The organism is Stenotrophomonas sp. Y6, from assembly GCF_022436665.1.
Taxonomy (GTDB): Bacteria; Pseudomonadota; Gammaproteobacteria; order Xanthomonadales; family Xanthomonadaceae; genus Stenotrophomonas; species Stenotrophomonas acidaminiphila_A.
The window spans coordinates 1-21,977 of the sequence record NZ_JAKUKB010000011.1 but is presented as its reverse complement, the minus strand read 5'-3'; the positions used below and the strand labels follow the sequence as shown (position 1 = coordinate 21,977).

Below are 21,977 nucleotides of genomic sequence, written 5' to 3'. Positions count from 1 at the left end.
TACCCGAGCGGCGGGACCGCTGCTGCCGCGGCGGCGCGGACGGTCAGCGACGTCAACGCCAGGTGCAGGCCGTGGCCCGGAGGGTGGCGGCGGGCCTGGCCATGTCCGGCGGCCGGCGCCGGGGTGCCGGCGCCGGCGGGACGGACAGGGCCGCCAGGGTGGGGCGCGCGCCATCGGTTACATCCAGCCGCGGGCGGCCAGCGACACCGGCGGGCCATCGCCGATGACGAAGTGGTCCAGCAGCCGTATCTGTACCAGGGCCAGCGCGTCGCGCAGGCGCAGGGTGACCGCACGGTCGGCCGTGGAGGGTTCGGCGTTGCCCGAAGGATGGTTGTGGCCCACGATCACCGCCGCGGCGTTGTGCGCCAGCGCCCGGCGCACCAGTTCGCGCGGGTGCACCTCGGCGCCGTCGATGCTGCCGCGGAACAGCTCCTCGAAGGCCAGTGCCCGGTGCCGGTTGTCCAGGAACAGGGCGGCGAAGACCTCGTGCGGCCGCGGCCGCAGCCGCTGCACGAAGTAGCGGCCGGCGGAGTCGGGGTCGGTCAGGCTGGTGCCGCGCTCCAGGTCCGTGGCCAGGTGGCGCTGGCCCAGTTCCAGTGCCGCCACCAGCCGGCAGGCGCGGGCCGGGCCCAGGCCCGGTACCCGCATCAGCTCGCGCGCGCCGCGGTCCATCAACTCCCGCAGCGTGCCATGCGCCTGCAGCATCTCGCGCGCGGTGCGTATCGCGTCCTGGCCCGGCAGGCCCGAGCCCAGGAAGATGGCCAGCAGCTCCGCATCGGACAGGATGCTGGCTCCGTGTGCCAGCAGCTTTTCGCGGGGGCGTTCGGTGTCGGGCCAATGGCGGATGTGCATGCCCACAGGGTGGGTGTCAGGGGCGTGCACGGTAATAAGTCGTCACGGACCCTTCGGGTAAGCTAAAGATTCTTGCGTAGGTAGGATTTCCTCAAGTGACCGGCTTTCCCCACAGTGTCCATGCGCCCGCCCGGCCGCTGGACGGACACAAGCTGCTGCTGTGCGTCGGCGGCGGCATCGCCGCCTACAAAGCGCTGGAACTGGTGCGCCGGCTGCGCGACGCCGGCGCCCGCGTGCAGGTGGCCATGACCGACGGTGCCCAGCAGTTCGTCACCCCGCTCAGTTTCCAGGCCCTGTCCGGGCAGCCGGTGCGTACCACCCTGTGGGACAGTGCCGCCGAACAGGCGATGGGCCATATCGAACTGGCGCGCTGGGCCGACCGCATCGTCATCGCGCCGGCCACCGCCGACCTGCTGGCGCGGCTGGCGCATGGCCATGCCGACGACCTGGTCACCACGCTGTGCCTGGCCACGACCGCGCCACTGACGGTGTGCCCGGCGATGAACCACCGGATGTGGCTGCACCCGGCCACCCAGGCCAACATCGCGCTGCTGCGCGAGCGCGGCGCGCAGGTGGTCGGGCCCGAGGACGGCCCGCTGGCCGAGGGCGAATCCGGCCCCGGGCGGCTGAGCGAACCGGAGGCCATCGTCGCCGCGCTTGCCGGCGCCGGCCACGCCGCGCCCGCCGCGGCGGCCACGCCGGACCGGCTGCAGGGCATGCAGGTGCTGATCAGCGCCGGGCCGACGTATGAAGACCTGGACCCGGTGCGCTATGTCGGCAACCGCTCCAGCGGCAAGATGGGCTACGCGCTGGCGGCCGCGGCCGCGCGCCGTGGCGCGCGGGTGGTGCTGGTCAGCGGCCCGGTGCAACTGCCGACGCCGCCCGGCGTGCAGCGGGTGGATGTGCGTTCGGCCGCGCAGATGCGCGAGGCGGTGCTGGCCGCCCTGCCCGCCGATATCTACATCGGCGCCGCGGCCGTGGCCGACTACACCCCGCGCCAGGTGGCGCAGCAGAAGCTGAAGAAGACCGCGGGCAGCCAGACGCTGACCCTGGAACTGGTGCGCACCCCCGACATCCTGGCCGAGGTGGCCACCCAGGAGCAGGCGCTGAAGCTGGTGGTCGGCTTTGCCGCCGAGACCCACGACGTGGAGAAGTACGCGCGCGGCAAGCTCGCCGACAAGCACCTGGACCTGATCATCGCCAACCAGGTGGGCATCGCCGGCGGCGGCTTCGAGAGCGACCAGAACGCGGCGACCGCCTACTGGAGCGATGGCCAGCGCGCATTCCCGGGCACCGCCAAGACCCAGCTGGCCGAACAACTGCTGGACCTGATCGCGGAGCGACTGGACGCATGAACACGAACGCCACCCCGCACCCCCTGCAGGTGAAGCTGCTGGACCCCCGCTTCGGCGACGCGTGGCCGCTGCCGGCCTATGCCACCGAGGCCAGCGCCGGCATGGACCTGCGCGCCGCGATCGAGGCGCCGATGGCGCTGGAACCCGGCGACGCGGCGCTGCTGCCCAGCGGCATCGCCATCCACATCGCCGACCCGGGCCTGTGCGCGGTGGTGCTGCCGCGCTCGGGACTGGGCCACCGCCACGGTATCGTGCTGGGCAACGGCACCGGGCTGATCGATGCCGATTACCAGGGGCCGCTGCTGATCAGCGTGTGGAACCGGGGCCGCGAGCCGTTCACCATCGAGCCGGGCGACCGCATCGCCCAGTTGGTGGTCATGCCCATCGCCCGCGTGAGCTTGCAGGTGGTGGATACTTTCATCGACAGTGCGCGTGGAACGGGTGGATTCGGCCACACCGGAGTGCGCTGACAGGGGAACGCACGATGAGCCAAGGGAACCAAAGCCGGCGCCCGCGCCCGGCGCTCGGCCGTTCGACGCCGCTGCTGGCGGCGCTGCTGGTGCTGCTGGCCGGCTGGTTCGGCTGGGGGGCCTTCGAGCAATGGCGGCAGGCCGGTACCGGCGCACGGCTGGAACAGGCGCGCGACCAGGCGGTGGAGCAACTGCACGCGACCCTGGCCGCGCAGACCACCCAGTTCGCGCGCCAGCTGGAACTGGCGCCGGTCAAGGCCGCCCTGGCCAATGGCGACGCCGCCGCCGCCGCCGCGGCGGTGCGCGAAAAGTGGAGCGGGGTGGACGACGCGCAGGTATTCGATGGCGCGCTGGCCGATGCCTACGCCGACCCGGCCGCGTTCGGCTACTCGCGGCTGGCGCTGCTGGAGCTGGCGATGAGCGAAGGCAAGCCGGTCGCGCGCGTGGTGCGCGACGGCAATGCGCCGCGGCTGGGCCTGGCCGCGCCGGTCCGCCTGCAGGAGCGGCCGGCGGTGATCTACGTCCGCCAGCCACTGAACCGCCTGACCACCGTGTTCGACGCGCTGGACGCGCCGGATTCGGCCTTCCTCGGCCTGCGCCAGGGGGGATTCACCATCGTGCGGCGCGGCGATACCGCGCTGGGCGGCGGTGCCGATGCGCTGGCGCGGCCAGTGGCCGACGCCGGCCTGCGCGTGGTGGCGGAGATGCCCGACCTGGGCGAAGGCCCGCTGGGCCTGGGTGCCCTGGCCTGTGCGACGGTGGCGCTGCTGATGCTGGCGACGGCGGTGCTGTTGCTGGTTGGCCGCAAGCGCCTGCGCCTGCCGGTGCTGCGGCGCGGTGGCGAGCCGCTGGATGCCGACGATGGCGTCACCCTCAGCGAGGCGCTGGCGCAGGAACCGCTGCCGGTGGCGGCGGCGCGCGCGCGCGAGGCCGATGAGGCCGGCGATGCGCCGTCGCCGGGGACGGATATCGGTACCGTGGCCGCCGGCATTTTCCGCGCCTATGACATCCGCGGGGTGGTCGGCAGCGAGCTGACGCCGGCGGTGGCCACGCTGATCGGCCAGGCCATCGGCAGCCAGATGCAGGCCCAGGGCCTGCGCGAGGTGGTGGTGGGGCGCGACGGCCGCCTGTCCGGCCCCGAGCTGGTGGCCGGGCTGGTCGAGGGCCTGCGCCGCGCCGGCTGCGACGTCATCGACATCGGCATGGCACCGACCCCGGTGGTGTACTTCGCCGCGTACCACCTGCGCGCCGGCAGCTGCGTGGCGGTGACCGGCAGCCACAACCCGCCGGACTACAACGGCTTCAAGATCGTGATCGGCGGCGAAACCCTGTCCGGCGAGGCGATCACCGAGCTGTACCGGCGCATCGTCGAAGGCCGCCTGCAGCGGGCCGACACCCCGGGCGGCCTGCAGCAGCGCGAGGTCATCGCCGACTACGTGCAGCGCATCGCCGACGACGTGCAGCTGGACCGCCCGCTCAAGGTGGTGGCCGACGCCGGCAACGGCGTCGCCGGCGCGGTCGCGCCGCAGCTGCTGGAAGCCATCGGCGCCGACGTGATCCCGCTGTACTGCGAGGTCGACGGGCAGTTCCCCAACCACCACCCGGACCCGAGCGAACCGCACAACCTCGAGGACCTGGTGCAGATGGTCCAGCGTTTCGACGCCGACCTCGGCATCGCCTTCGACGGCGACGGCGACCGCCTGGGCGTGGTCACCCGCGAGGGCCGCATCGTGTTCGCCGACCGCCTGCTGATGCTGTTCGCCGCCGATGTGCTGGCGCGCAACCCCGGCGCGATGGTGATCTACGACGTCAAGTGCACCGGGCGCCTGGCCGACTACATCCTGCGCAACGGCGGCAGCCCGATGATGTGGAAGACCGGGCATTCGCTGATCAAGGCGCGCATGCGCGAGACCGACGCCGAGCTGGCCGGCGAGATGAGCGGGCATTTCTTCTTCAAGGAGCGCTGGTACGGCTTCGACGACGGCCTGTATGCCGCCGCGCGCCTGCTGGAGATCCTGGCCCAGCGCGAGGAGGATCCGTCGGCGGTGTTCGACGAACTGCCCGATGCGGTCTCCACGCCGGAGCTGAAAGTGGCGGTGGCCGAAGGCACCCAGCATGCGCAGGTGGCACTGGTGGTGGCCGCCGCGCAGGCCGAGGATTCGCCGTTCGCTGCCGCGCGCATCTCCACCATCGACGGCCTGCGCGCCGATTTCAGCGATGGCTGGGGACTGGTGCGCGCATCCAACACCACCCCGGTGCTGGTGCTGCGGTTCGAGGCGGACGACGCGGAGGCGCTGGAGCGGATCAAGGGCCTGTTCCGCGAGCAGCTGCAGCGGGTGCTGCCGGCGGGAACCGAACTGAATTTCTGAGCCGGCGCATCCGCGCCGCGCAGGGGTGCTCCGCCGTTGCAGGCAGGGACAGGGCCCGCGCCCGCGCCCAGTGGCGCGTGGCCCTAGGGCGCCTGGAAGCGCAGGCCGACGCCCGGTTCGGTGAACAGGTAGCGCGACTGCAGCGCCGAGTCGCCGAGCTTGTGCCGCAGCCGGCCCACCAGGATGCGCAGGTAGTGGGTGTCGTGGCGATGGCTCGGGCCCCAGACTTCCTGCAGGATCTGCGGCTGGGTGACCACCCGCCCGGCGTTGCGCAGCAGCAGCGCCAGCAATGCATATTCCTTGCGGGTCAGCGCCACCGCCGCACCATCCACGCGGACCTCGCGGCGGGCCAGGTCGATGCGCAGGTGGCCATCGTCGAACAGCGGCACCTGGCCGTCGCCGTCGGTACTGCGGCCGCGCAGCAGCGCCCGCACCCGCGCCATCAGTTCCTGCGTGCCGAACGGCTTGGTCACGTAGTCGTTGGCGCCGTTGTCCAGTGCCCGCACTTTCTCCGCCTCGCCACCGCGCACGCTGAGCATGATCACCGGCACCTGGCTCCACTGGCGCAGTTCGGCCAGCACCTCGTGGCCTTCCATGTCGGGCAGGCCGATGTCCAGGATCACCAGGTCGGCGCCTTCGCCGGCCAGCGCACGCAGCCCCTCGCCGCCGCTGGCGGCCTGCGCGGTGGCATAGCCCTGGGCGCGCAGCGAGATATCGAGGAAGCGGCGGATCTGCACCTCGTCGTCGATCACCAGCACCCGCGCTGGCGGTATGGCCGGGGTGTCAGGCATCGTCGCGCGGGCCTTCCGGGTGGGGCTGGAGCAGGGGCAGGGTCATGCGCACCAGCGTACCGCGTCCATCGCGGCCGGGCAGCGCTTCGACATGGCCGCCATGCGCGCCGATCATGCCCTGGCAGATGGTCAGGCCCAGGCCGGTGCCCTGGCGGCCGCGGTCGCCGCGCTCGACGCTGTAGAACATGTCGAAGATGCGCAGGCGCTCGGCGTCGGGAATGCCCGGTCCCTCGTCGATCACCTCGATGCACAGTTCGCCGTCGCGCACGCGCGCGCGTACTTCCACCGCCACCCCCGGCGGCGAGAACTTGGCCGCGTTCTCCATCACGTTGAACAGCGCCTGTTCGACCAGCGCCGGGTGCACCCAGATCGGCGGCAGGTCGTGCGGGATGTCCAGCTTCAGCAGCGCTTCGGGCTGGTAGCGCTGCAGCCGCCGCGCCGCCGAGCCGATCAGTTCGTCGACGCCGATCCAGTCGCGGCTGAGCTTGAGCCCGTCGTGCCCCAGCCGGGTCATGTCAAGCAGGTTCTGGATGTAGCGGTCCAGGCGCTCGCCCTCGACCACGATGGTGTCGAGCAGGGCGCGGCGGTCGCCGGCATCCATCGCCTCGGCATAGCTGGACAGGCTGTCGGCCGAGCCGATCATCGCCGCCAGCGGCGAGCGCAGGTCGTGCGATACCGACGACAGCAGCGCCGAACGCAGGCGTTCGGTCTCGTTGTGCAGGTGGGCGGTTTCCAGGTCGGCGACCAGCCGCGTGCGCAGTGCCGCCTGGGCGATGTCGTCGACCATCGCCTCGGCCAGCTGGCGCTGCTCCGGGGCCAGCCGCGGATGCTGGCGGTCGAAGCGCAGGCCGGCCACGCCGATGCCATGCCCTTCGCCGTCGAGCAGGGGCAGGAACCACCAGTCGGCGCCGGCCAGGGTGTCGGTGAAGCGGCCCGACGGCTGACCGTGGCGCAGCGCCCAGTCGGCCGCGGCCAGGTCTGTGTCGCCGGGCGCGGCGCTGCCGCCGGTGCTGGTGTCGTGCGCCACCCGCACCCAGGCCGGCGCGTCCAGCGCCTGCTCCAGCGCGACCCGGCCGGCATGCGCCACCTGCGCGTTGTCCACCGCGCTGGCCAGCTGCCGGCCCAGCGCCTGGCGCACGTTGGCATGGCGGTTGGCCGCGCGCAGCGCCACCACCTGCATGCGCAGCCGCGACGCCAGCCGCCCGGCCACCAGCGCCGCGGCCAGGAACAGGAACACGGTGATCACGCCCTGGCGCGCATTGATGGCGAAGGTGAAGCGCGGCGCGATGAAGAAGAAGTTGTAGGCCAGGAAACACAGCGTGGCCGCCAGCACCGCCGCGCCCATGCGCGTGCGCGCGGCCACCAGCACCACCGCGACGATGAACACCATCGCCAGGTCGCTCAGCCCGATCCAGCGTTCGCCCAGCCATGCCGCCCCGCAGGCCACGGCGGTGGCCAGCAGCGCCAGCCCGGCATCCCGGCGCCAGTTCTCCGGATCCAGCGACAACCGCGCCCGGCGCGCGCTGGCGCGCGCCTGCGGCGTGCTGATGATGGTGATCTCGTAGTGCGCGCCGCGCTGGATCAGCTGCTGGGTCAGGGTCTGGTTGAACAGCCGCGCCAGCGGCCGTTCGCGGGTGCGGCCCAGCACCAGGGTGGAGACGGCGTTGTGCGCGGCATGGTCCAGCAGCACGTCGGCGATGCCCGGCCCGTGCAGCAGTTCAGCGTCGCCGCCGAGCCGGCGCGCCAGCGCGAAGGCGGCGTCGATCTCGCGGCGGGTCGCCTCGTCCTGGCGGCCATGCTGCACCGTGACCACGGTCCACGGGGCGTCGCGGCGCTCGGCGATGCGCCGGGCCACGCGCACCAGGTATTCGCTCTGGCCGCCGCCGTCGATCGCCACCAGCACCCGGCGCCGCAGCGGCAGGTTGCCCTCGCCGCGCGCCGCGCGGGTCTCGCGCAGGCTGCTGTCGACGCGGTCGGCCGCTTCCTGCATGGCCAGCTCGCGCAGCGCGGTGAGGTTGGCGGGCGAGAAGAACGCCTGCAGCGCCTGCGCCGCCTGTTCGGGCACGTACACCTTGCCCTGGCGCAGGCGCTCCACCAGTTCGCGCGGCGGCAGGTCGACCAGCACGATGTCGTGCAGACGGTCTAACACCGCATCGGGCACGGTTTCGGCCACGCGCACGCCGGTGATGCGCATCACCACGTCGTTGAGGCTTTCCAGGTGCTGGATATTGATGGTCGTCCACACGTCGATGCCGGCGTCGAGCAGTTCCATCACGTCCTGCCAGCGCCGTTCGTGGCGGCTGCCGGGGGCGTTGCGGTGGGCCAGTTCGTCCACCAGCACCAGGGCCGGGTGCCGCGCCAGCACCGCGTCCAGGTCCATCTCCTGCAGGCGATGGTCGCGGTACTCGACCTCGCGCAGCGCGATCACCGGCAGGCCGTGCAGCAGCGCGGCGGTGTCGTCGCGGCCGTGGGTTTCCACCACCGCCGCGACCAAGTCCACGCCGCGGCGCAGTTGTTCCTGCGCGCGGGTGAGCATGGCGAAGGTCTTGCCGACGCCGGGCGCGGCGCCGAGGAAGACCGTCAGCTTGCCGCCGGCTTCGCGTTGCAGGCTTCCGGCCAGCGCATCGGCCTGGCGGCTGCGGGTATCGTTCATGGCCGCGATTGTGCGCCGCCGCCGGCAGCGGCGGAATCAGGGCGCATGCGCGGCCGCATCCAGGGCCAGGTTCAGCGCGATCACATTCACCCGCGGCTGTCCCAGCACGCCCCACCCGGGCGCCTGCACGTGGCGCTCCAGCAGGGCCTGCACGCGCTGTTGCGGCCAGCCACGCGCCCGCGCCACGCGGGCCACCTGCAGCCTTGCGGCGGCCGGCGACAGCTCCGGGTCGAGTCCGCTGGCGGAGGCGGTGACCAGGTCGCCGGGCACCTGCGCTGCCGCGACCCCTTCGCGCGCCGCCACCGCGGCGGTTTCAGCGGCCACGCGCTGCGCCAGTTGCGGGTTGCCGCGCGCCAGGTTGCTGCCGGCGGCGGCCATCGGGTCGTAGCCGCTGGCCGATGGCCGTGCCTGGAAGTAGCCGTCGCCGGCGAACGGCTGCGCCAGCAGCAGCGAACCGCGCACGCGGCCGTCCGCATCGCGGACCAGGCTGCCGTCGGCCTGGGCCGGGAACAGGGTGCCGGCGATGCCGGTGGCGAGCGTGGCATAGGCCAGGCCGGTGCCGAGCAGGGCGAACAGGGTCAGGCCGATGGCCGGGCGCCACAGGGCAATGGAGGTCTTGGGGGTCATGCGCCGAGTACCAGGACGAGGAGAAGATCGATGGCCTTGATCGCCGCGAACGGCAGCAGCACCCCGCCCAGGCCGTAGACCAGCATGTTCCGGCGCAGCAGCGCGGTGGCGGTGGCCGGGCGGAAGCGCACGCCGCGCAATGCCAGCGGGATCAGCGCCGGAATCACCAGCGCGTTGAACACCAGCGCCGCCAGCACCGCGTTGCGCGGGCTGGACAGCTGCATCACGTTCAACGCCGCCATCGACGGGATCGCCGCGGCGAACAGCGCCGGCAGGATCGCGAAGTACTTGGATACGTCGTTGGCCAGCGAAAAGGTGGTCAGCGCGCCGCGGGTGATCAGCTGCTGCTTGCCCACCTCGACCACCGCCAGCAGCTTGGCCGGATCCGAGTCTAGGTCGACCATGTTGCCGGCCTCCTTGGCGGCCTGGGTGCCGGAGTTCATCGCCAGGCCGATGTCGGCCTGGGCCAGCGCCGGGGCGTCGTTGGTGCCGTCGCCGACCATCGCCACCAGCCGCCCGCCCGCCTGTTCGCTGCGGATCCGCGCCAGCTTGTCCTCGGGCCGGGCCTGGGCGATGTAGTCGTCCACGCCGGCTTCGGCGGCGATGGCCGCGGCGGTCAGCGGGTTGTCGCCGGTGATCATCACCGTGCGGATGCCCATCGCCCGCAGCTGTGCGAACTTCTCGCGCATGCCGTGCTTGACCACGTCGGCCAGCTCGACCACGCCCAGCACGTGCCGGCCTTCGCATACCACCAGCGGCGTGGCGCCGCCGCGCGCGACCTGGTCCACGCGCGCCTGCAGTTCGTTGGGGACGTTGCCGCCCAGTGCCGACACGTGCGCGGTGATGGCGTCGGCCGCGCCCTTGCGGATGCGCCGTCCGTCGGCCAGGTCCACGCCCGACATGCGCGTCTGCGCGCTGAACGCCAGGTAGTCGGCCCGGTCCGGCTCGCCGGTGGTGCAGCCCTGCTCGCGCGCCAGGCGCACGATCGACCTGCCCTCCGGGGTCGGGTCGGCCAGCGAGGACAGCAGCGCGGCCTCGCGCAGGTGCCCGGCCTCGATGCCCGCCAGCGGGTGGAAGGCGCTGGCCTGGCGGTCGCCGTAGGTGATGGTGCCGGTCTTGTCGAGCAGCAGCACGTCCACGTCGCCGGCCACTTCCACCGCCTTGCCCGACTTGGCCAGCACGTTGGCCTGCAGCGCGCGGTTCATGCCGGCGATGCCGATGGCCGGCAGCAGCCCGCCGATGGTGGTCGGGATCAGGCACACCAGCAGCGCGATCAGCAGCAGCGGATCGAGCCGCACGCCGACGGCGGCGGCGATCGCCGGCAGCGTCGCCACCACCACCAGGAAGGTCAGCGACATCGCCGCCAGCAGCAGGGTCAGCGCGATCTCGTTCGGCGTCTTCTGCCGGTTGGCGCCTTCCACCAGCGCGATCATGCGGTCCAGGAAGCTGTGTCCGGGCTCGGCGGTGACGCGCACCACGATCTGGTCGGACAGCACCTTGGTGCCGCCGATCACGCCGGAGCGGTCGGTACCGGCCTCGCGCAGCACCGGTGCCGACTCGCCGGTGACGGCGGCCTCGTTGATGGTGGCCAGGCCCTGCACGATCTCGCCGTCGGCCGGCACGAACTCGCCGGCGCCGACGATCACGTGGTCGCCCGGGCGCAGCGCCGCGGCGGCAACCGCGCTTTCGGCCGCACCGAACCGCGGTGCCGCCAGGCGGCGTGCCACCAGGTCCTGGCGCGCGCGCCGGAGCGCCGATGCCTGGCCGCGCCCACGCGCCTCGGCCACGGCTTCGGCGAAGTTGCCGAACAGCACCGTCAGCAGCAGGATCGCGGTGACCGCCAGGCCGAAGCCCAGCGGCGCCTGGCCGCCGAGGGTGAGCAGCAGCGCCAGCACGGTGCCGGCCATGACCACGGCCATCACCGGGTTGTGCAGCAGGTGCGCGGGCGCGAGCTTGCGCACGGATTCGCGCAGCGCCTGGCGCCAGCCGGCGGCGTCCAGCAGCGGTGGGCGGCGCGTGGCCGGGCGGGAAACAGGGGAGTTCATCGAAGCGCTCATGGATGTCAGGCTCCCTGCAGCGCCAGGCCCAGGTGGTCGGCCACCGGGCCGAGCACCAGTGCCGGCATGAACTGCAGCACGGTGAGGACGACGATCACGCAGACCAGGGTCAGGGCGAAGGTCGGGGTTTCTATCTGCAGGCTGCCGGCGCCCTGCGGCGCCTGCCGCTTGCCGGCCAGCTGCGCGGCGATGGCCAGCGGCACGATCAGCACCGGGAACCGGCCCAGCGCCAGCACCAGCGCGCAGCTGAGGTTCCACCAGACGGTGTTGTCGGCCAGTCCTTCAAGGCCCGAGCCGTTGTTGGCATAGGCCGAGGTGAACTCGTAGAACACCTGGGTGATGCCATGGAAGCCGGGGTTGGAGATACCGGCCAGGCCGGGAATGGCCAGGGTCAGCGCGGTCATGCCAAGCAGGGTGATCGGCTGCAGCAGCACCAGCAGGGCGAGCAGCCGTACCTGGGGCGTTTCCAGCTTGCGGCCGAACAGCTCGGGCGTGCGCCCGGTCATCAGCCCGGCCAGGAACACCGCCAGCATCAGGTACACCAGGAACTGCTGCAGGCCGCAGCCGATGCCGCCCCAGATGGCGCCGACCAGCATGTTGACCAGCGACGCCATGCCGGCCAGCGGACTCATCGAATCCTGCATGCCGTTGACCGACCCGTTCTGCACCTGCGTGGTGAGCGTGGCCCACAGCGCGGTGCCGTCGGCGCCGAAGCGGACTTCCTTGCCCTCCATCAGCAACGGGCTGGCAGCGCTGGCGCCGTGCCCTTCCAGCCACACCGTGCCGAAGGTGGACAGCAGCGACATGCCGAGCATGCAGCCGAACACCAGCGCGCCGAAGCGGCGGCGGCCGGTGAAGGCGCCGATCATGAACACCACCGCCATCGGTACCAGCACGATGCCCACCAGCTCCAGCGCGTTGGACAGCGGAGTGGGGTTCTCCAGCGGAAAGCTGCTGTTCGGCCCGTACCAGCCGCCGCCATTGGCGCCGAGCTGCTTGGCCGCGACCATCGCCGCCACCGGGCCCAGCGGAACCTTCTGCGTCGCCATGCCGGCGCCGGCATCGATCGGCGTGGCCTGCGGGCCCGCGGCCAGCGTCGAGGGCACGCCCTGCCAGGTCAGCAGCAGGGTCCATACCAGGCACAGTGGCAGCAGGAAGCGCAGGCACAGGCGCACCACGTCGACGTAGTAGTTGCCGACCGTGACCGGCGCGGCCGCCGCCCCGGCACCGGACTGCTGGCCCGGCGCCCGGGCGAACAGCGCCCGCAGCGTGGCCACCGCCAGCGCCAGGCCCATCATCGGGGTGATCACCTGCAGGCCGGTGATGGCGGTCATCTGCGACAGGTAGGACAGCTGCGCCTGGCCGCTGTAGTGCTGCTGGTTGGTGTTGGTCAGGAACGACACCATCGTGTGCAGCGCGGTGTCCCAGCGCAGGTTGGGAACATGGTCCGGGTTGAGTGGCAGCCAGGCCTGGGTCATGAACACCGCCAGTGTCGGCACGGCCAGCACCAGGTTGCTGGCGAGGAAGGCGAGGGCATAGCCGCGCCAGGACATGGCACGCCCCGGGTCGACGCCCAGCAGCCGGTAAAGCGGGGTCTCGATCCACCGGAACAGCGGGTCGATGCGCATGGGCGTGCCGCGCATCAGCCGCGCCAGGTACAGGCCCAGCGGCCACGCCAGGGCGATGCCGGCCAGCAGGATGACAAGGGCTTCGGTCATGGCGTGCTCCTCAGAACGACTCGGGACGCAGGACCGCGTACAGCAGGTAGGCGGCAGCGACCAGCGCCACCAGTCCGCACAGGAAGAAAAGCCAGCCGGGCATTGGGAACCTCGGTTCGGTGGCGCGACCGCCTGCGCGGCGGACGTACCGTGTGGATGGGAAAGTGGCGGCGCATTGCCAGCATGGCCGCCCGTGCCAGGAGCGCCATGGTGCTTCCGGGGGCCGTAAACGTTCGATGCCGCGTGCCCGGTCGCGGCGTAAAAACGCCATAAAAAAGTGGGTGGCCATGGTTTGGCCGCCGGTGCGGTGCCGGGCTGGCGGGGGCTGAAGGCAACGAAAAAGCGGCCCGGGGGCCGCTTGCGGGGTTCCGCCGGTGGGCGCGCTCAGCCCGGCGGCGATGCCGGGGTATCGGCCGCGTCGGCCGCCGCGGCGGTGCCCTTGAGCTCGCGGTAGCGGGCCAGGGTTTCGGCGATCTCCACGTCCAGCGCCTTGCGCTGCTGCTCGAAGGCGGCCTGCAGCCGCAGCTGGGCCAGCAGTTCGGTATGCCGCTGGCGGATGTCCTGGGCCTGCTTGTCGGTCACCTTCTGCCCGGCCAGTTCGCGGTCGCCGGCGATCGACAACTGGGTGGCAAGCGCCTCGCGCAGGCTGCCGACGTTGTAGATGGCGGTCTTGATGTTGTTGTCGACGATGGCCGCGCGCTCGTTGAACACGCGGCGCAGTGCGTCCTCGCTGCCATAGGTGGACAGCATGGCCTGCTCGGTGCGCCTGCGGGTCTCGGCCGCCGCCGCATCCACCTGCGCCTGCGCCGCGGCGAGCTCGGCGTCGGCGCGTTCCTCGGCGGTGAGCGCGCGCTGCACGTCGGCGCTGCGCAGGCCGCTGCGCGCGCTGAATTCCTGGCGTGCGTTGTTGACCGCCTCCGGCGGCAGGGTGTCCGAGCAGATCCGCTCACCCCGGGCGGTGTCCCAGCAGTAGAGCTTCTTGCCGGGGTCGGCCGGCTTGTCCTGTGCCGGCACCGGTACCGGCAGTGTCAGCGCAGCCAGCACCAGCAGCATGCCGGCGCCGGTGATGGACGGATTCGGCCTCATGACAGCCCCCTGCGGTCAGCCCGTTGGATTGCTTCCGTAACGGGCCCGGTAGGCCAGCAACGGTTCGCGGTAGCCGACAAGTTCCGGGTTCCCGGACGCGAATGCAAGCAGGTCGGCCAGGTTGGCCACGGCGATCACCGGGATGCCGGTCTCGGCGGCCACAGCCTGGGCGGCCGAGCGGCGGTCCTCCTCCGAGGCGATCTCCTGGCGGTCCAGCGCGACCACGATGCCGGCGGGGATGCCGTTGGCGGCGCGGATGATGGCCAGCGCCTCGCGGATGGCGGTACCGGCGGTGATCACGTCGTCGACGATCAGGATGCGCTTGCCGGCCATGTCGGCGCCGATCAGGGTGCCGCCCTCGCCGTGGTCCTTGGCTTCCTTGCGGTTGAAGGTCAGCGGCAGGTTGCGGCCGCGGTGCGAGAACTCGCAGGCGATGGCGGTGGCCAGCGGGATGCCCTTGTAGGCCGGCCCGAACAGCTGGTCGAAGGCGACGCCGGAGGATTCGACCGCGTCGGCGTAGCAGTTGCCCAGCTGGGCCAGCGCCAGGCCGGTGTCGAAACGGCCGGCATTGAAGAAATAGGGGCTTACCCGGCCGGACTTGAGGGTGAACTGGCCGAAGCGCAGGGCATCGGCGTTCAGCGCCAGCTGCAGGAAGCGGGAACGATGGTCACTCATGTAATGCGCTTTTCTGTCGTCTATTGAAGGCGCCTAGGGTAAAGCATGGCTTCGGGGAATGCTGGCGCGGGCGGTATGCTGTGCCGTCCCGGGCCTGTCAGCGGTTTCCCATGCGCATCATCAGTTTCAACGCCAACGGCATCCGTTCGGCCACCACCAAGGGCTTCGGCGCCTGGTTCGCCGGCCAGCAGGCCGACGTGCTGTGCATCCAGGAGACCAAGGCGCAGGAGTCGCAGCTGTCCGACCCGCTGTTCCGCCCCGATGGCCACCACTGTTTCTACCGTGACGCCATCACCAAGAAAGGCTACAGCGGGGTGGCGATCTGGAGCCGGCGCGAGCCGGACGAGGTCCGCACCGAGCTGGGCTGGGCCCCGTTCGACGACGAGGGCCGCTACATCGAGGCCCGCTTCGGCAACCTGAGCGTGGTCTCCTTCTATATCCCGTCCGGCTCGTCGGGCGAGCTGCGCCAGGGCTTCAAGTTCGAGGTGATGGAATGGCTGCGGCCGATCCTCGACCAGTGGCTGGCCAGCGGCCGCGACTACGTGCTGTGCGGGGACTGGAACATCGTGCGCACCGCCCTGGACATCAGGAACTGGAAGTCCAACCAGAAGAATTCCGGCTGCCTGCCCGAGGAGCGCGACTGGCTCAACGGCCTGTGCGCCGACCTGCCCGGGGAGCATGACCCGGGCGCCGGCCGCGGCTGGGTGGACGCCTATCGCGTGCTGCACCCGCAGGGGCAGGACTACACGTGGTGGAGCAACCGGGGCGCGGCGCGCGCCAACAACGTCGGTTGGCGCATCGACTACCAGCTGGTCACCCCCGGCCTGCGCGGGCGCCTGCGCGGCTGCTCGATCTACCGCGACGAGCGCTTCTCCGACCACGCCCCGTTCAGCGTGGACTACGACCTGTGAGCGAGGCCGCGCCGAAGCGCCGCCAGGGCTGGCGGGAGGTGATGGGCAACCTGCGCCAGCGCAAGGTGCTGGCGATGCTGCTGCTGGGCTTCAGTTCCGGCCTGCCGATCTACCTGGTCGGCAATACGCTCGGCTTCTGGATGCGCAAGGAAGGCATCGAGCTGGACACCATCGGCTTCCTGTCCTGGGTGGGCCTGGCGTACTCGATGAAGTTCCTGTGGGCGCCGATCGTCGACAAGACCGACGTGCCGGTGCTGGGGCGGGTGTTCGGGCGCCGCCGCGGCTGGATGCTGCTGTCGCAGCTGTTCGCCGGCCTGGCCCTGGTCGGCATGGCGCTGGTGCAGCCCAAGGGCGGCAACATACTGGTGCTGGGCCTGTCGGTGGAGCACCTGCTCGTGTTCGGGGTGCTGGCCACCGTGGTGGCGTTCGCCTCGGCCACCCAGGACATCGTCATCGACGCCTGGCGCATCGAGAGCGCCAGCAGCAGCGAGCAGCTCGGCCTGCTGACCGCCTCCTCGGCGCTGGGCTACCGCACCGCGCTGCTGGTCACCGACGCGCTGATCCTGATCATCGCCGCGCGCGTGGGCTGGCAGGTGTCCTACGAGATCATGGCGGCGCTGATGGGCCTGGGCGTGGCCGCGGTGCTGCTGGCGCGCGAACCGGCGCGGGCGGTGCTCGCCGTGCACGACCAGGCCGCCCGGCTGTGGACCCCGCGCGGCCTGTTCGACGCGGTGATCGGCCCGTTCGTGATGTTCTTCCGCGAGTACCGCAGCGGCGCGCTGCTGATCCTGGCGGCGATCAGCATCTACCGCATGGCCGACTTCGTGATGGGCCCCATGGCCAACCCGTTCTACGTCGACCTCGGCCTGGACGAGGACACGGTGGGCGCGGTGCGCGGCTCGGTCGGCCTGGTGGCCACATTCTTCGGCATCGCCCTGGCCGGGGTGATCTCGGTGCGCTGGGGGGTGATGGCGGCGCTGCTGGTCGGCGCGGTGCTTGGCCCCTGCTCGAACCTGGCGTTCGCATGGATGGCCTACGTCGGCCCGGGCAAGCTGGAGTTCGCCATCGCCATGGCGGTGGACAACCTGTCCAGCGGCTTCGCCGGCACCGCCCTGATCGCCTACATGTCCAGCCTGACCAGCATCGGCTACACCGCGACCCAATATGCGTTGCTCAGCTCGTTCTACGCGATGCCGGGCAAGGCGCTCAAGGGCCTGTCGGGCATGACCGTGCAATACCTGGCGCAGGGCCGCACCCTGCTGGAGGGCTACGCGCTGTTCTTCGTCGGCACCGCGCTGCTGGCGATACCGGTGCTGCTGCTGTGCGTGGCGCTCGCGGCGATGCAGGCGCGCAAGGCCACCACGTCCGGCTGAATGCGCCGCGCGCGGGTGGATCGCGCGAGCCGCGTTCCGCCCGCCGTTGAAACCGGGCGCCGCGTCGTCGATGATGCCCGCGGGGGGATCCGCCGGACTGCTGGCGGAATGACATGGCCGACGTGATCTTGCGGGATGTCGACCCGCTGCTGCTTGAACGCATCCGCCGCCTTGCGGTGGCGCGTGGCTGGACCCGCGAACATACCTGCCTGGTGCTGCTCGAACAGGGCCTGTTCGCCGGCGAGCACGAGATGAGCCACGGCTTCGAGAACCCGGAGGTGGACGTGCTGTCCGAGGCCATCCATGCCCTGCAGGCGTTGCCCGCCGGCGCCGAATTCGGTTGAGTGCATGCCCGGCACGGGCCAGGGCGCGCCCCGATGCCCCGGCTTCAGGCAAACGCGGCTCGCCGTAGATGCGGGCTTGCCCCGCATGCGACATGCCGGGCAAACCGTGCCGGGCGAGCCCGGCAGCTACGACAACGGGCAGGGCAGGGGGACGCCCGGCACCCCAGCATCCGTGCGGGCGATTTTCGGGGCCGCGCCCCAAGGTTTCACGCCGGGTGGATCGCGCCCAGGATCCGCGGCCCGCGCGCGCCGCTGACGCTGGGCAGGTTGCCCGGGCGTCCGGCCAGGGCTTCGCGTGCCAGCCAGGCGAAGCCCATCGCTTCCATGTAGTCCGGGTCGAGCCCATGCGCGGCGCTGGAGACCACCTCCACTCCCGGCAGCCGCGCGGCGATGCGCCGCAGCAGGTGGGGATTATGGACGCCGCCGCCGCATACCAGCAGCCGGCGTGCGCCGGGCAGGTGCGCCCGCAGTGCATCGGTGACGGTGGCGGCGGTGAGTTCGGCCAGGGTGGCCTGCACATCGGCCGGCGCCAGCGGCGCGTCGCCGATCCGCGCGTCCACCCAGTCCAGGTGGAACTGTTCACGGCCGGTGCTCTTGGGCGGTGGCAGCGCGAACCAGGCATCGTCCAGCAACCGCGCCAGCAGCGCCTCGTCCACCCGACCAGTGGCGGCGAAGGCGCCATCGGCATCGAACGCGGCGCCGAGGTGGCGCTGGCACCAGCCATCCAGCAGCGCATTGGCCGGGCCGGTGTCGAACCCGCGCAGGCTGCCGTCGCGCGCGAGCAGGCTCAGGTTGGCGATGCCGCCCAGGTTGAGGACCGCCCGGTCCTCGCCGCTGTTGCCGAGCATTGCCAGGTGGAAGGCCGGCATCAGCGGCGCGCCGTGGCCGCCGGCGGCCACGTCGCGGCGGCGGAAATCGGCCACCGTGGTGATCCCGGTCAGCTCGGCGATGCGGTGGGCGTCGCCGATCTGCCAGGTGAAGGCAGGCAGCGCCGTGGGGCGATGGCGGATGGTCTGCCCGTGCGACCCGATCGCCCGCACCTGCGCGCGGCTGATCCCGGCCCGCTCCAGCAGGCCATTGGCGGCGGCGGCGAAGGCGATGCCGACTTCGGCGTCCAGTTGCCCGAGCGCATCCAGCGATGCCGGCTCGGCGCCCTGTCCCAACGCCACCAGTGCCTCGCGGGTCCGCGCCGGCCAGTCGCAGGTATGCCCGTGCACGAACCGGCAGCCGCCTTCAGCCGGGAACTGCACCAGCGCGGCGTCGATGCCGTCGGCACTGGTGCCGGACATCAGGCCGAGGAACAACGGCAGCTGTGGATCGATGGAGGTCATGCCGGGGCCGGAAACGAAAAGGGCAGGGAAGCTTCAAGGCTCCCTGCCCCTGTCGTCAACGCGGCGGCGCGGCTCAGCCGCGTTTGTTGCCGGCCGCCACGGGGGTCGCGGCACTGGCCGTGACCGTGGGCTTGTCCTTGCCGGCATCGGCGTACATCAGCTCTTCCATGCCCTGGATGCGCGCCATCGCCGGCGCGGTCTGGGCGCGGAACGCGGCCAGCTCGGCGCCCTTCAGCGGCTCCGGCGGCGGCATGGTCACCGACAGCGGGTTGCGGTGCTGGCCGTTGACCCGGAATTCGTAGTGCAGGTGCGGGCCGGTCGCCATGCCGGTGGAGCCGACATAACCGATCACCGTGCCCTGGTTCACGCGCTGGCCGGTGCGGATCTTGCCGAAGCGCGACATGTGCCCGTACAGCGTGGTGTAGCCGCGGCCGTGGTCGAGGATCACCACGTTGCCATAGCCGCGTTGGGTACCGGCGAACTGCACGCGGGCGTCGCCGGCGGCCATGATCGGGGTGCCGGTGCCGGCGGCATAGTCCACGCCCTTGTGCATGCGCATGGTGCCGAGGATCGGATGGCGGCGCGAGCCGAAGGTGGAGCTCAGCCGCGCGAACGGAATCGGCATGCGGATGAAGCTCTTCTTCAGCGGCCGGCCGTTGAGGTCGAAGTACTCGGACTTGCCGCCGCGCTCGAATCGGAACCCGGTATAGGTCTTGCCGCCGGTGCTGAAGGTGGCGGCCAGGATCTTGCTGGTGTCGATGCGCTCGCCCTCGCGCCAGGTCTCGTCCATGACCACGCTGAAGCGGTCGCCCGGCTGCACGTCCTTGGAGAAGTCGATGTCGTACTTGAAGATCTCGTCGGTCATCGTGTTGATGGCCGAGGGCGACAGCCCGGCCTTCAGGGCCGAGGCATAGAGCGAGCTGCGGATCTCGCCGCTGGCGACCACGGTGCGGGTGGTGGTCGCGCGCTCCAGCACCTTCTCGCGGATCTGGTCGCCCTGCAGGGTCAACTCCACGCGGTGGCTGGGGTCGCGGTCGAAGCGGATCGTGCGCAGCTGGCCGTTGACCGGCAGGTCGAAGGCGATCTCGGCCCCCGGCCGCAGCCGGGTCAGCGCCTCGCGGGTACCCGGGTGGTTCAGCAGCCGGTGCATCACCGTCGCCGGCACCCCGGCGATCTCGAACAGGTCGCTCAGGGTCTGGCCGCGTTCCACCCGCAGGATCTGCCAGCTGTCGCCCGGGGTTTCGCTGCGCCGGGCCAGCGACAGCGGCGGCAGTGGCAGGGCCAGGGTCGCGTGCGCCGACGGCAGGGGCGCGTCGATGGCATTGGAGAAGCCCGGCACGATGGTCGCCGCCAGCGCGCCGATGGTCGCGAACAGGCTGGCGTGGATCCAGTGGCGCCGGGTCCAGCGTTCGTTGAACGCGGCCGGGAGGTGTTGCTTCAACTTCCGATGCAGGGCGGTGTCGTGGAGGACGTGGAGTCGTTCCTGAAAGCGCTGTTTGCGCGCCTGGCCGTGATCGGGTTGGGACATCGCTGGGTTCTCTGGACGGCCCGGATCGCGGGCCCAAACGCGGGTAACATAGTCACCCTTCAATACCGCGTCAAACCATTGAGCCGCATGGCTTTTTGATGAATTGGGCGGTTAACCTGCACTTAACACATTCATGTCTGACGGCGAAGCCGGGAGTTCTAGCGTGTCCTCGATTGATGAAGCCCTTGCCCTGATCGGCCGCGGTGCCGATGAAATCCTCAAGGTGGATGAACTGCGCCAGCGTCTGGAAAGCGGCCGTCCGCTGCGGGTCAAGGCCGGCTTCGACCCCACCGCCCCGGACCTGCATCTGGGCCACACCGTGCTGCTCAACAAGCTGCGCCAGTTCCAGGATCTCGGGCACCAGGTGATCTTCCTGATCGGCGACTTCACCGGCATGATCGGCGACCCCTCGGGCAAGAACGTCACCCGCAAGCCGCTGTCCCGCGAAGACGTACTGGCCAATGCCCGCACCTACGAGGAGCAGGTGTTCAAGGTGCTCGACCGCGCGCGTACCGAGGTCCGCTTCAATTCCGAATGGTTCGGCAAGATGGGCGCGGCCGACATGATCCGCCTGGCCGGCCAGCACACGGTGGCGCGCATGCTCGAGCGCGACGACTTCGCCAAGCGCTACGCCGCCCAGCAGTCGATCGCCATCCACGAATTCCTCTACCCGCTGGTGCAGGGCTACGACTCGGTGGCGCTGGAAGCGGACGTCGAGCTCGGCGGCACCGACCAGAAGTTCAACCTGCTGATGGGCCGCGGCCTGCAGGAGCACTACGGCCAGAAGCCGCAGATCGTGTTGACCATGCCGCTGCTGGAGGGCCTGGATGGGGTCAACAAGATGTCCAAGTCGCTGGGCAACTACATTGGTATCAGCGAACCGGCGATCGACATCGTCACCAAGACCATGAAGATCGACGACACCCTCATGTGGCGCTGGATCGACCTGCTCAGCTTCGACATCTCCATTGCCGAGGCCAGTCAGCTGCGCGCCGATGTTGACGCCGGCGCGATCAACCCGCGCGAGATCAAGCTGCGCCTGGCGCGCGAACTGGCCACGCGCTTCCACGATGCGGCCGCCGCCGAGCAGGCGATTGCCGGCTGGAATGCGGCGGTGACCGGGCAGGGCGACATCACCCAGCTGCCGTTGCAGGAAGTGAAGGTGCCGGCCGACGGCCTGCGCATCGGCGCGCTGCTGACCGCCGCCGGCCTGACGCCCAGCAACTCGGAAGCCTCGCGCAAGCTCAAGGAGCGCGCGGTCAAGGTGGACGGCCAGGTGGTCGAGGATGCGCAGACGGTCCTGCAGCCGGGCTTCGAAGGCCTGCTGCAGGTGGGCAAGCGCACGTTCGCGCGGGTGTTGTTGGTTGCTGCCTGACCCCGCAGTTCATGGCCCCGTGGCGGCGTACCCGTCCGCGGGGTGCGGGAAGTGCAGGTGATGTGTATTTGCCTCTTCCCAAAACCTGAAACAGGTTGCATACTTCCGCTCCTTCGCCGCCGGCCGGTGGTTGGCAGCGAAGGCAGGAAGTTGAAGTCACCCTCACGCAGGTGTTGACGGCAACGAAAAGGCTGCCATAATAGGCGGCTCGCTTCGACGAAAAGCCCTCGGGTTTGCGGTTGGAGCAGCGGAGTCGGGCCTCGAAACGAGGTGTTGACGAAGCGGAAAAGCCGGCTATAATGGGCGGCTCGCTCGGACGGAAACGCCGGGCACTAAGGAAGAAGGCGCTGAGGCCGATTCCGAAGTTCTTTGAAAGTATGCGCAGGTATCTTGTGAGGGCGCCTGCAGGAGTGGATGACTGTCCATCTTGCAGACGTTTGATCAAGCAATGAATAGTTTGTT

At 70.9% G+C, this 21,977-nt stretch carries 18 protein-coding genes; 7 read left to right on the top strand and 11 right to left on the bottom strand.

What is annotated here, in order from left to right; translation table 11 throughout:
• Positions 1–177: 177 nt before the first annotated feature.
• The gene (gene radC / locus MKP15_RS13940; protein WP_104937748.1) at positions 178–852 is read right to left on the bottom strand and encodes a DNA repair protein RadC; all 675 of its coding nucleotides are present in this window, start codon (positions 850–852) and stop codon (positions 178–180) included.
• 95 nt (positions 853–947) lie between these two features.
• On the opposite strand from radC, the gene coaBC reads away from it, so the two are divergent.
• From coaBC to MKP15_RS13925, 3 genes are read left to right on the top strand one after another with little or no spacing between them, the layout of a single operon-like run.
• Positions 948–2,207 (top strand): bifunctional phosphopantothenoylcysteine decarboxylase/phosphopantothenate--cysteine ligase CoaBC, encoded by a 1,260-nt coding sequence (coaBC, locus tag MKP15_RS13935; RefSeq protein WP_240213122.1) that lies wholly within the window; start codon positions 948–950, stop codon positions 2,205–2,207.
• Entirely contained in the window at positions 2,204–2,677 is a 474-nt protein-coding gene (gene dut, locus MKP15_RS13930) for a dUTP diphosphatase (RefSeq protein ID WP_161615423.1), read from the top strand. The genes coaBC and dut overlap by 4 nt, the downstream gene beginning before the upstream one ends.
• Before the next feature lie 14 nt (positions 2,678–2,691).
• On the top strand, positions 2,692–5,046 hold the full coding sequence (locus tag MKP15_RS13925; RefSeq protein ID WP_240213121.1) for a phosphomannomutase/phosphoglucomutase: 2,355 nt from the start codon (positions 2,692–2,694) through the stop codon (positions 5,044–5,046).
• Between the two features lie 83 nt (positions 5,047–5,129).
• On the opposite strand, the gene MKP15_RS13920 is transcribed toward MKP15_RS13925, so the two are convergent.
• The 8 genes from MKP15_RS13920 to pyrE all read right to left on the bottom strand — a co-directional run bounded on the left by MKP15_RS13920 (position 5,130) and on the right by pyrE (position 14,653).
• Positions 5,130–5,837, bottom strand: coding sequence for a response regulator transcription factor (locus MKP15_RS13920; RefSeq protein WP_104937751.1), 708 nt, complete (start codon positions 5,835–5,837; stop codon positions 5,130–5,132).
• Positions 5,830–8,490, bottom strand: a complete 2,661-nt coding sequence (locus tag MKP15_RS13915) for a sensor histidine kinase KdpD (RefSeq protein ID WP_240213120.1) — start codon at positions 8,488–8,490, stop codon at positions 5,830–5,832. Before MKP15_RS13915 ends, MKP15_RS13920 begins: the two co-directional genes overlap by 8 nt.
• A gap of 36 nt (positions 8,491–8,526) precedes the next feature.
• Complete coding sequence (gene kdpC, locus MKP15_RS13910) at positions 8,527–9,117, bottom strand: potassium-transporting ATPase subunit KdpC (RefSeq protein ID WP_240213119.1); 591 nt, start codon at positions 9,115–9,117, stop codon at positions 8,527–8,529.
• Entirely contained in the window at positions 9,114–11,174 is a 2,061-nt protein-coding gene (kdpB, locus tag MKP15_RS13905) for a potassium-transporting ATPase subunit KdpB (protein ID WP_240213118.1), read from the bottom strand. Before kdpB ends, kdpC begins: the two co-directional genes overlap by 4 nt.
• Positions 11,175–11,179: 5 nt before the next feature.
• On the bottom strand, positions 11,180–12,892 hold the full coding sequence (kdpA, locus tag MKP15_RS13900) for a potassium-transporting ATPase subunit KdpA (RefSeq protein WP_240213117.1): 1,713 nt from the start codon (positions 12,890–12,892) through the stop codon (positions 11,180–11,182).
• 10 nt (positions 12,893–12,902) lie between these two features.
• Positions 12,903–12,995: a potassium-transporting ATPase subunit F gene (locus MKP15_RS13895; protein ID WP_104937756.1), complete on the bottom strand. Its 93-nt coding sequence runs from the start codon at positions 12,993–12,995 to the stop codon at positions 12,903–12,905.
• Between the two features lie 281 nt (positions 12,996–13,276).
• Complete coding sequence (locus MKP15_RS13890) at positions 13,277–13,978, bottom strand: hypothetical protein (protein ID WP_104937757.1); 702 nt, start codon at positions 13,976–13,978, stop codon at positions 13,277–13,279.
• Positions 13,979–13,993: 15 nt separating this feature from the next.
• Positions 13,994–14,653, bottom strand: a complete 660-nt coding sequence (gene pyrE / locus MKP15_RS13885; protein ID WP_104937758.1) for an orotate phosphoribosyltransferase — start codon at positions 14,651–14,653, stop codon at positions 13,994–13,996.
• Between the two features lie 110 nt (positions 14,654–14,763).
• Here pyrE and MKP15_RS13880 point away from each other — a divergent pair, with 110 nt between their 5' ends.
• The 3 genes from MKP15_RS13880 to MKP15_RS13870 all read left to right on the top strand — a co-directional run bounded on the left by MKP15_RS13880 (position 14,764) and on the right by MKP15_RS13870 (position 17,281).
• On the top strand, positions 14,764–15,564 hold the full coding sequence (locus tag MKP15_RS13880; RefSeq protein WP_240213116.1) for an exodeoxyribonuclease III: 801 nt from the start codon (positions 14,764–14,766) through the stop codon (positions 15,562–15,564).
• Positions 15,561–16,937 carry an MFS transporter gene (locus tag MKP15_RS13875; protein WP_240213115.1) on the top strand — a complete coding sequence of 459 codons (1,377 nt, stop codon included), beginning with the start codon at positions 15,561–15,563 and terminating at the stop codon, positions 16,935–16,937. Before MKP15_RS13880 ends, MKP15_RS13875 begins: the two co-directional genes overlap by 4 nt.
• A 113-nt stretch (positions 16,938–17,050) precedes the next feature.
• Positions 17,051–17,281: a hypothetical protein gene (locus MKP15_RS13870; RefSeq protein ID WP_054662598.1), complete on the top strand. Its 231-nt coding sequence runs from the start codon at positions 17,051–17,053 to the stop codon at positions 17,279–17,281.
• Between the two features lie 206 nt (positions 17,282–17,487).
• On the opposite strand, the gene MKP15_RS13865 is transcribed toward MKP15_RS13870, so the two are convergent.
• A complete protein-coding gene (locus MKP15_RS13865; protein WP_240213114.1) occupies positions 17,488–18,612 on the bottom strand; it encodes an anhydro-N-acetylmuramic acid kinase in 1,125 nt (374 codons plus the stop codon).
• Positions 18,613–18,685: 73 nt separating this feature from the next.
• The gene (locus MKP15_RS13860; protein WP_240213113.1) at positions 18,686–20,140 is read right to left on the bottom strand and encodes a peptidoglycan DD-metalloendopeptidase family protein; all 1,455 of its coding nucleotides are present in this window, start codon (positions 20,138–20,140) and stop codon (positions 18,686–18,688) included.
• A 163-nt stretch (positions 20,141–20,303) separates the two neighbouring features.
• Between MKP15_RS13860 and tyrS the strand changes: the two genes are divergently transcribed.
• A complete protein-coding gene (gene tyrS / locus MKP15_RS13855; RefSeq protein ID WP_104937763.1) occupies positions 20,304–21,515 on the top strand; it encodes a tyrosine--tRNA ligase in 1,212 nt (403 codons plus the stop codon).
• Positions 21,516–21,977 lie beyond the last annotated feature (462 nt).

Bases quoted from the DNA above. Each gene is read 5' to 3' on its own strand.
- MKP15_RS13870 (WP_054662598.1), top strand. From the start codon at position 17,051: ATGGCCGACGTGATCTTGCGGGATGTCGACCCGCTGCTGCTTGAACGC.
- MKP15_RS13880 (WP_240213116.1), top strand. From the start codon at position 14,764: ATGCGCATCATCAGTTTCAACGCCAACGGCATCCGTTCGGCCACCACC.
- MKP15_RS13925 (WP_240213121.1), top strand. From the start codon at position 2,692: ATGAGCCAAGGGAACCAAAGCCGGCGCCCGCGCCCGGCGCTCGGCCGT.
- pyrE (WP_104937758.1), bottom strand. From the start codon at position 14,653: ATGAGTGACCATCGTTCCCGCTTCCTGCAGCTGGCGCTGAACGCCGAT.
- MKP15_RS13890 (WP_104937757.1), bottom strand. From the start codon at position 13,978: ATGAGGCCGAATCCGTCCATCACCGGCGCCGGCATGCTGCTGGTGCTG.
- MKP15_RS13865 (WP_240213114.1), bottom strand. From the start codon at position 18,612: ATGACCTCCATCGATCCACAGCTGCCGTTGTTCCTCGGCCTGATGTCC.
- MKP15_RS13920 (WP_104937751.1), bottom strand. From the start codon at position 5,837: ATGCCTGACACCCCGGCCATACCGCCAGCGCGGGTGCTGGTGATCGAC.
- radC (WP_104937748.1), bottom strand. From the start codon at position 852: ATGCACATCCGCCATTGGCCCGACACCGAACGCCCCCGCGAAAAGCTG.
- MKP15_RS13860 (WP_240213113.1), bottom strand. From the start codon at position 20,140: ATGTCCCAACCCGATCACGGCCAGGCGCGCAAACAGCGCTTTCAGGAA.
- kdpA (WP_240213117.1), bottom strand. From the start codon at position 12,892: ATGACCGAAGCCCTTGTCATCCTGCTGGCCGGCATCGCCCTGGCGTGG.
- kdpB (WP_240213118.1), bottom strand. From the start codon at position 11,174: ATGAGCGCTTCGATGAACTCCCCTGTTTCCCGCCCGGCCACGCGCCGC.
- dut (WP_161615423.1), top strand. From the start codon at position 2,204: ATGAACACGAACGCCACCCCGCACCCCCTGCAGGTGAAGCTGCTGGAC.
- MKP15_RS13915 (WP_240213120.1), bottom strand. From the start codon at position 8,490: ATGAACGATACCCGCAGCCGCCAGGCCGATGCGCTGGCCGGAAGCCTG.
- kdpC (WP_240213119.1), bottom strand. From the start codon at position 9,117: ATGACCCCCAAGACCTCCATTGCCCTGTGGCGCCCGGCCATCGGCCTG.
- MKP15_RS13895 (WP_104937756.1), bottom strand. From the start codon at position 12,995: ATGCCCGGCTGGCTTTTCTTCCTGTGCGGACTGGTGGCGCTGGTCGCT.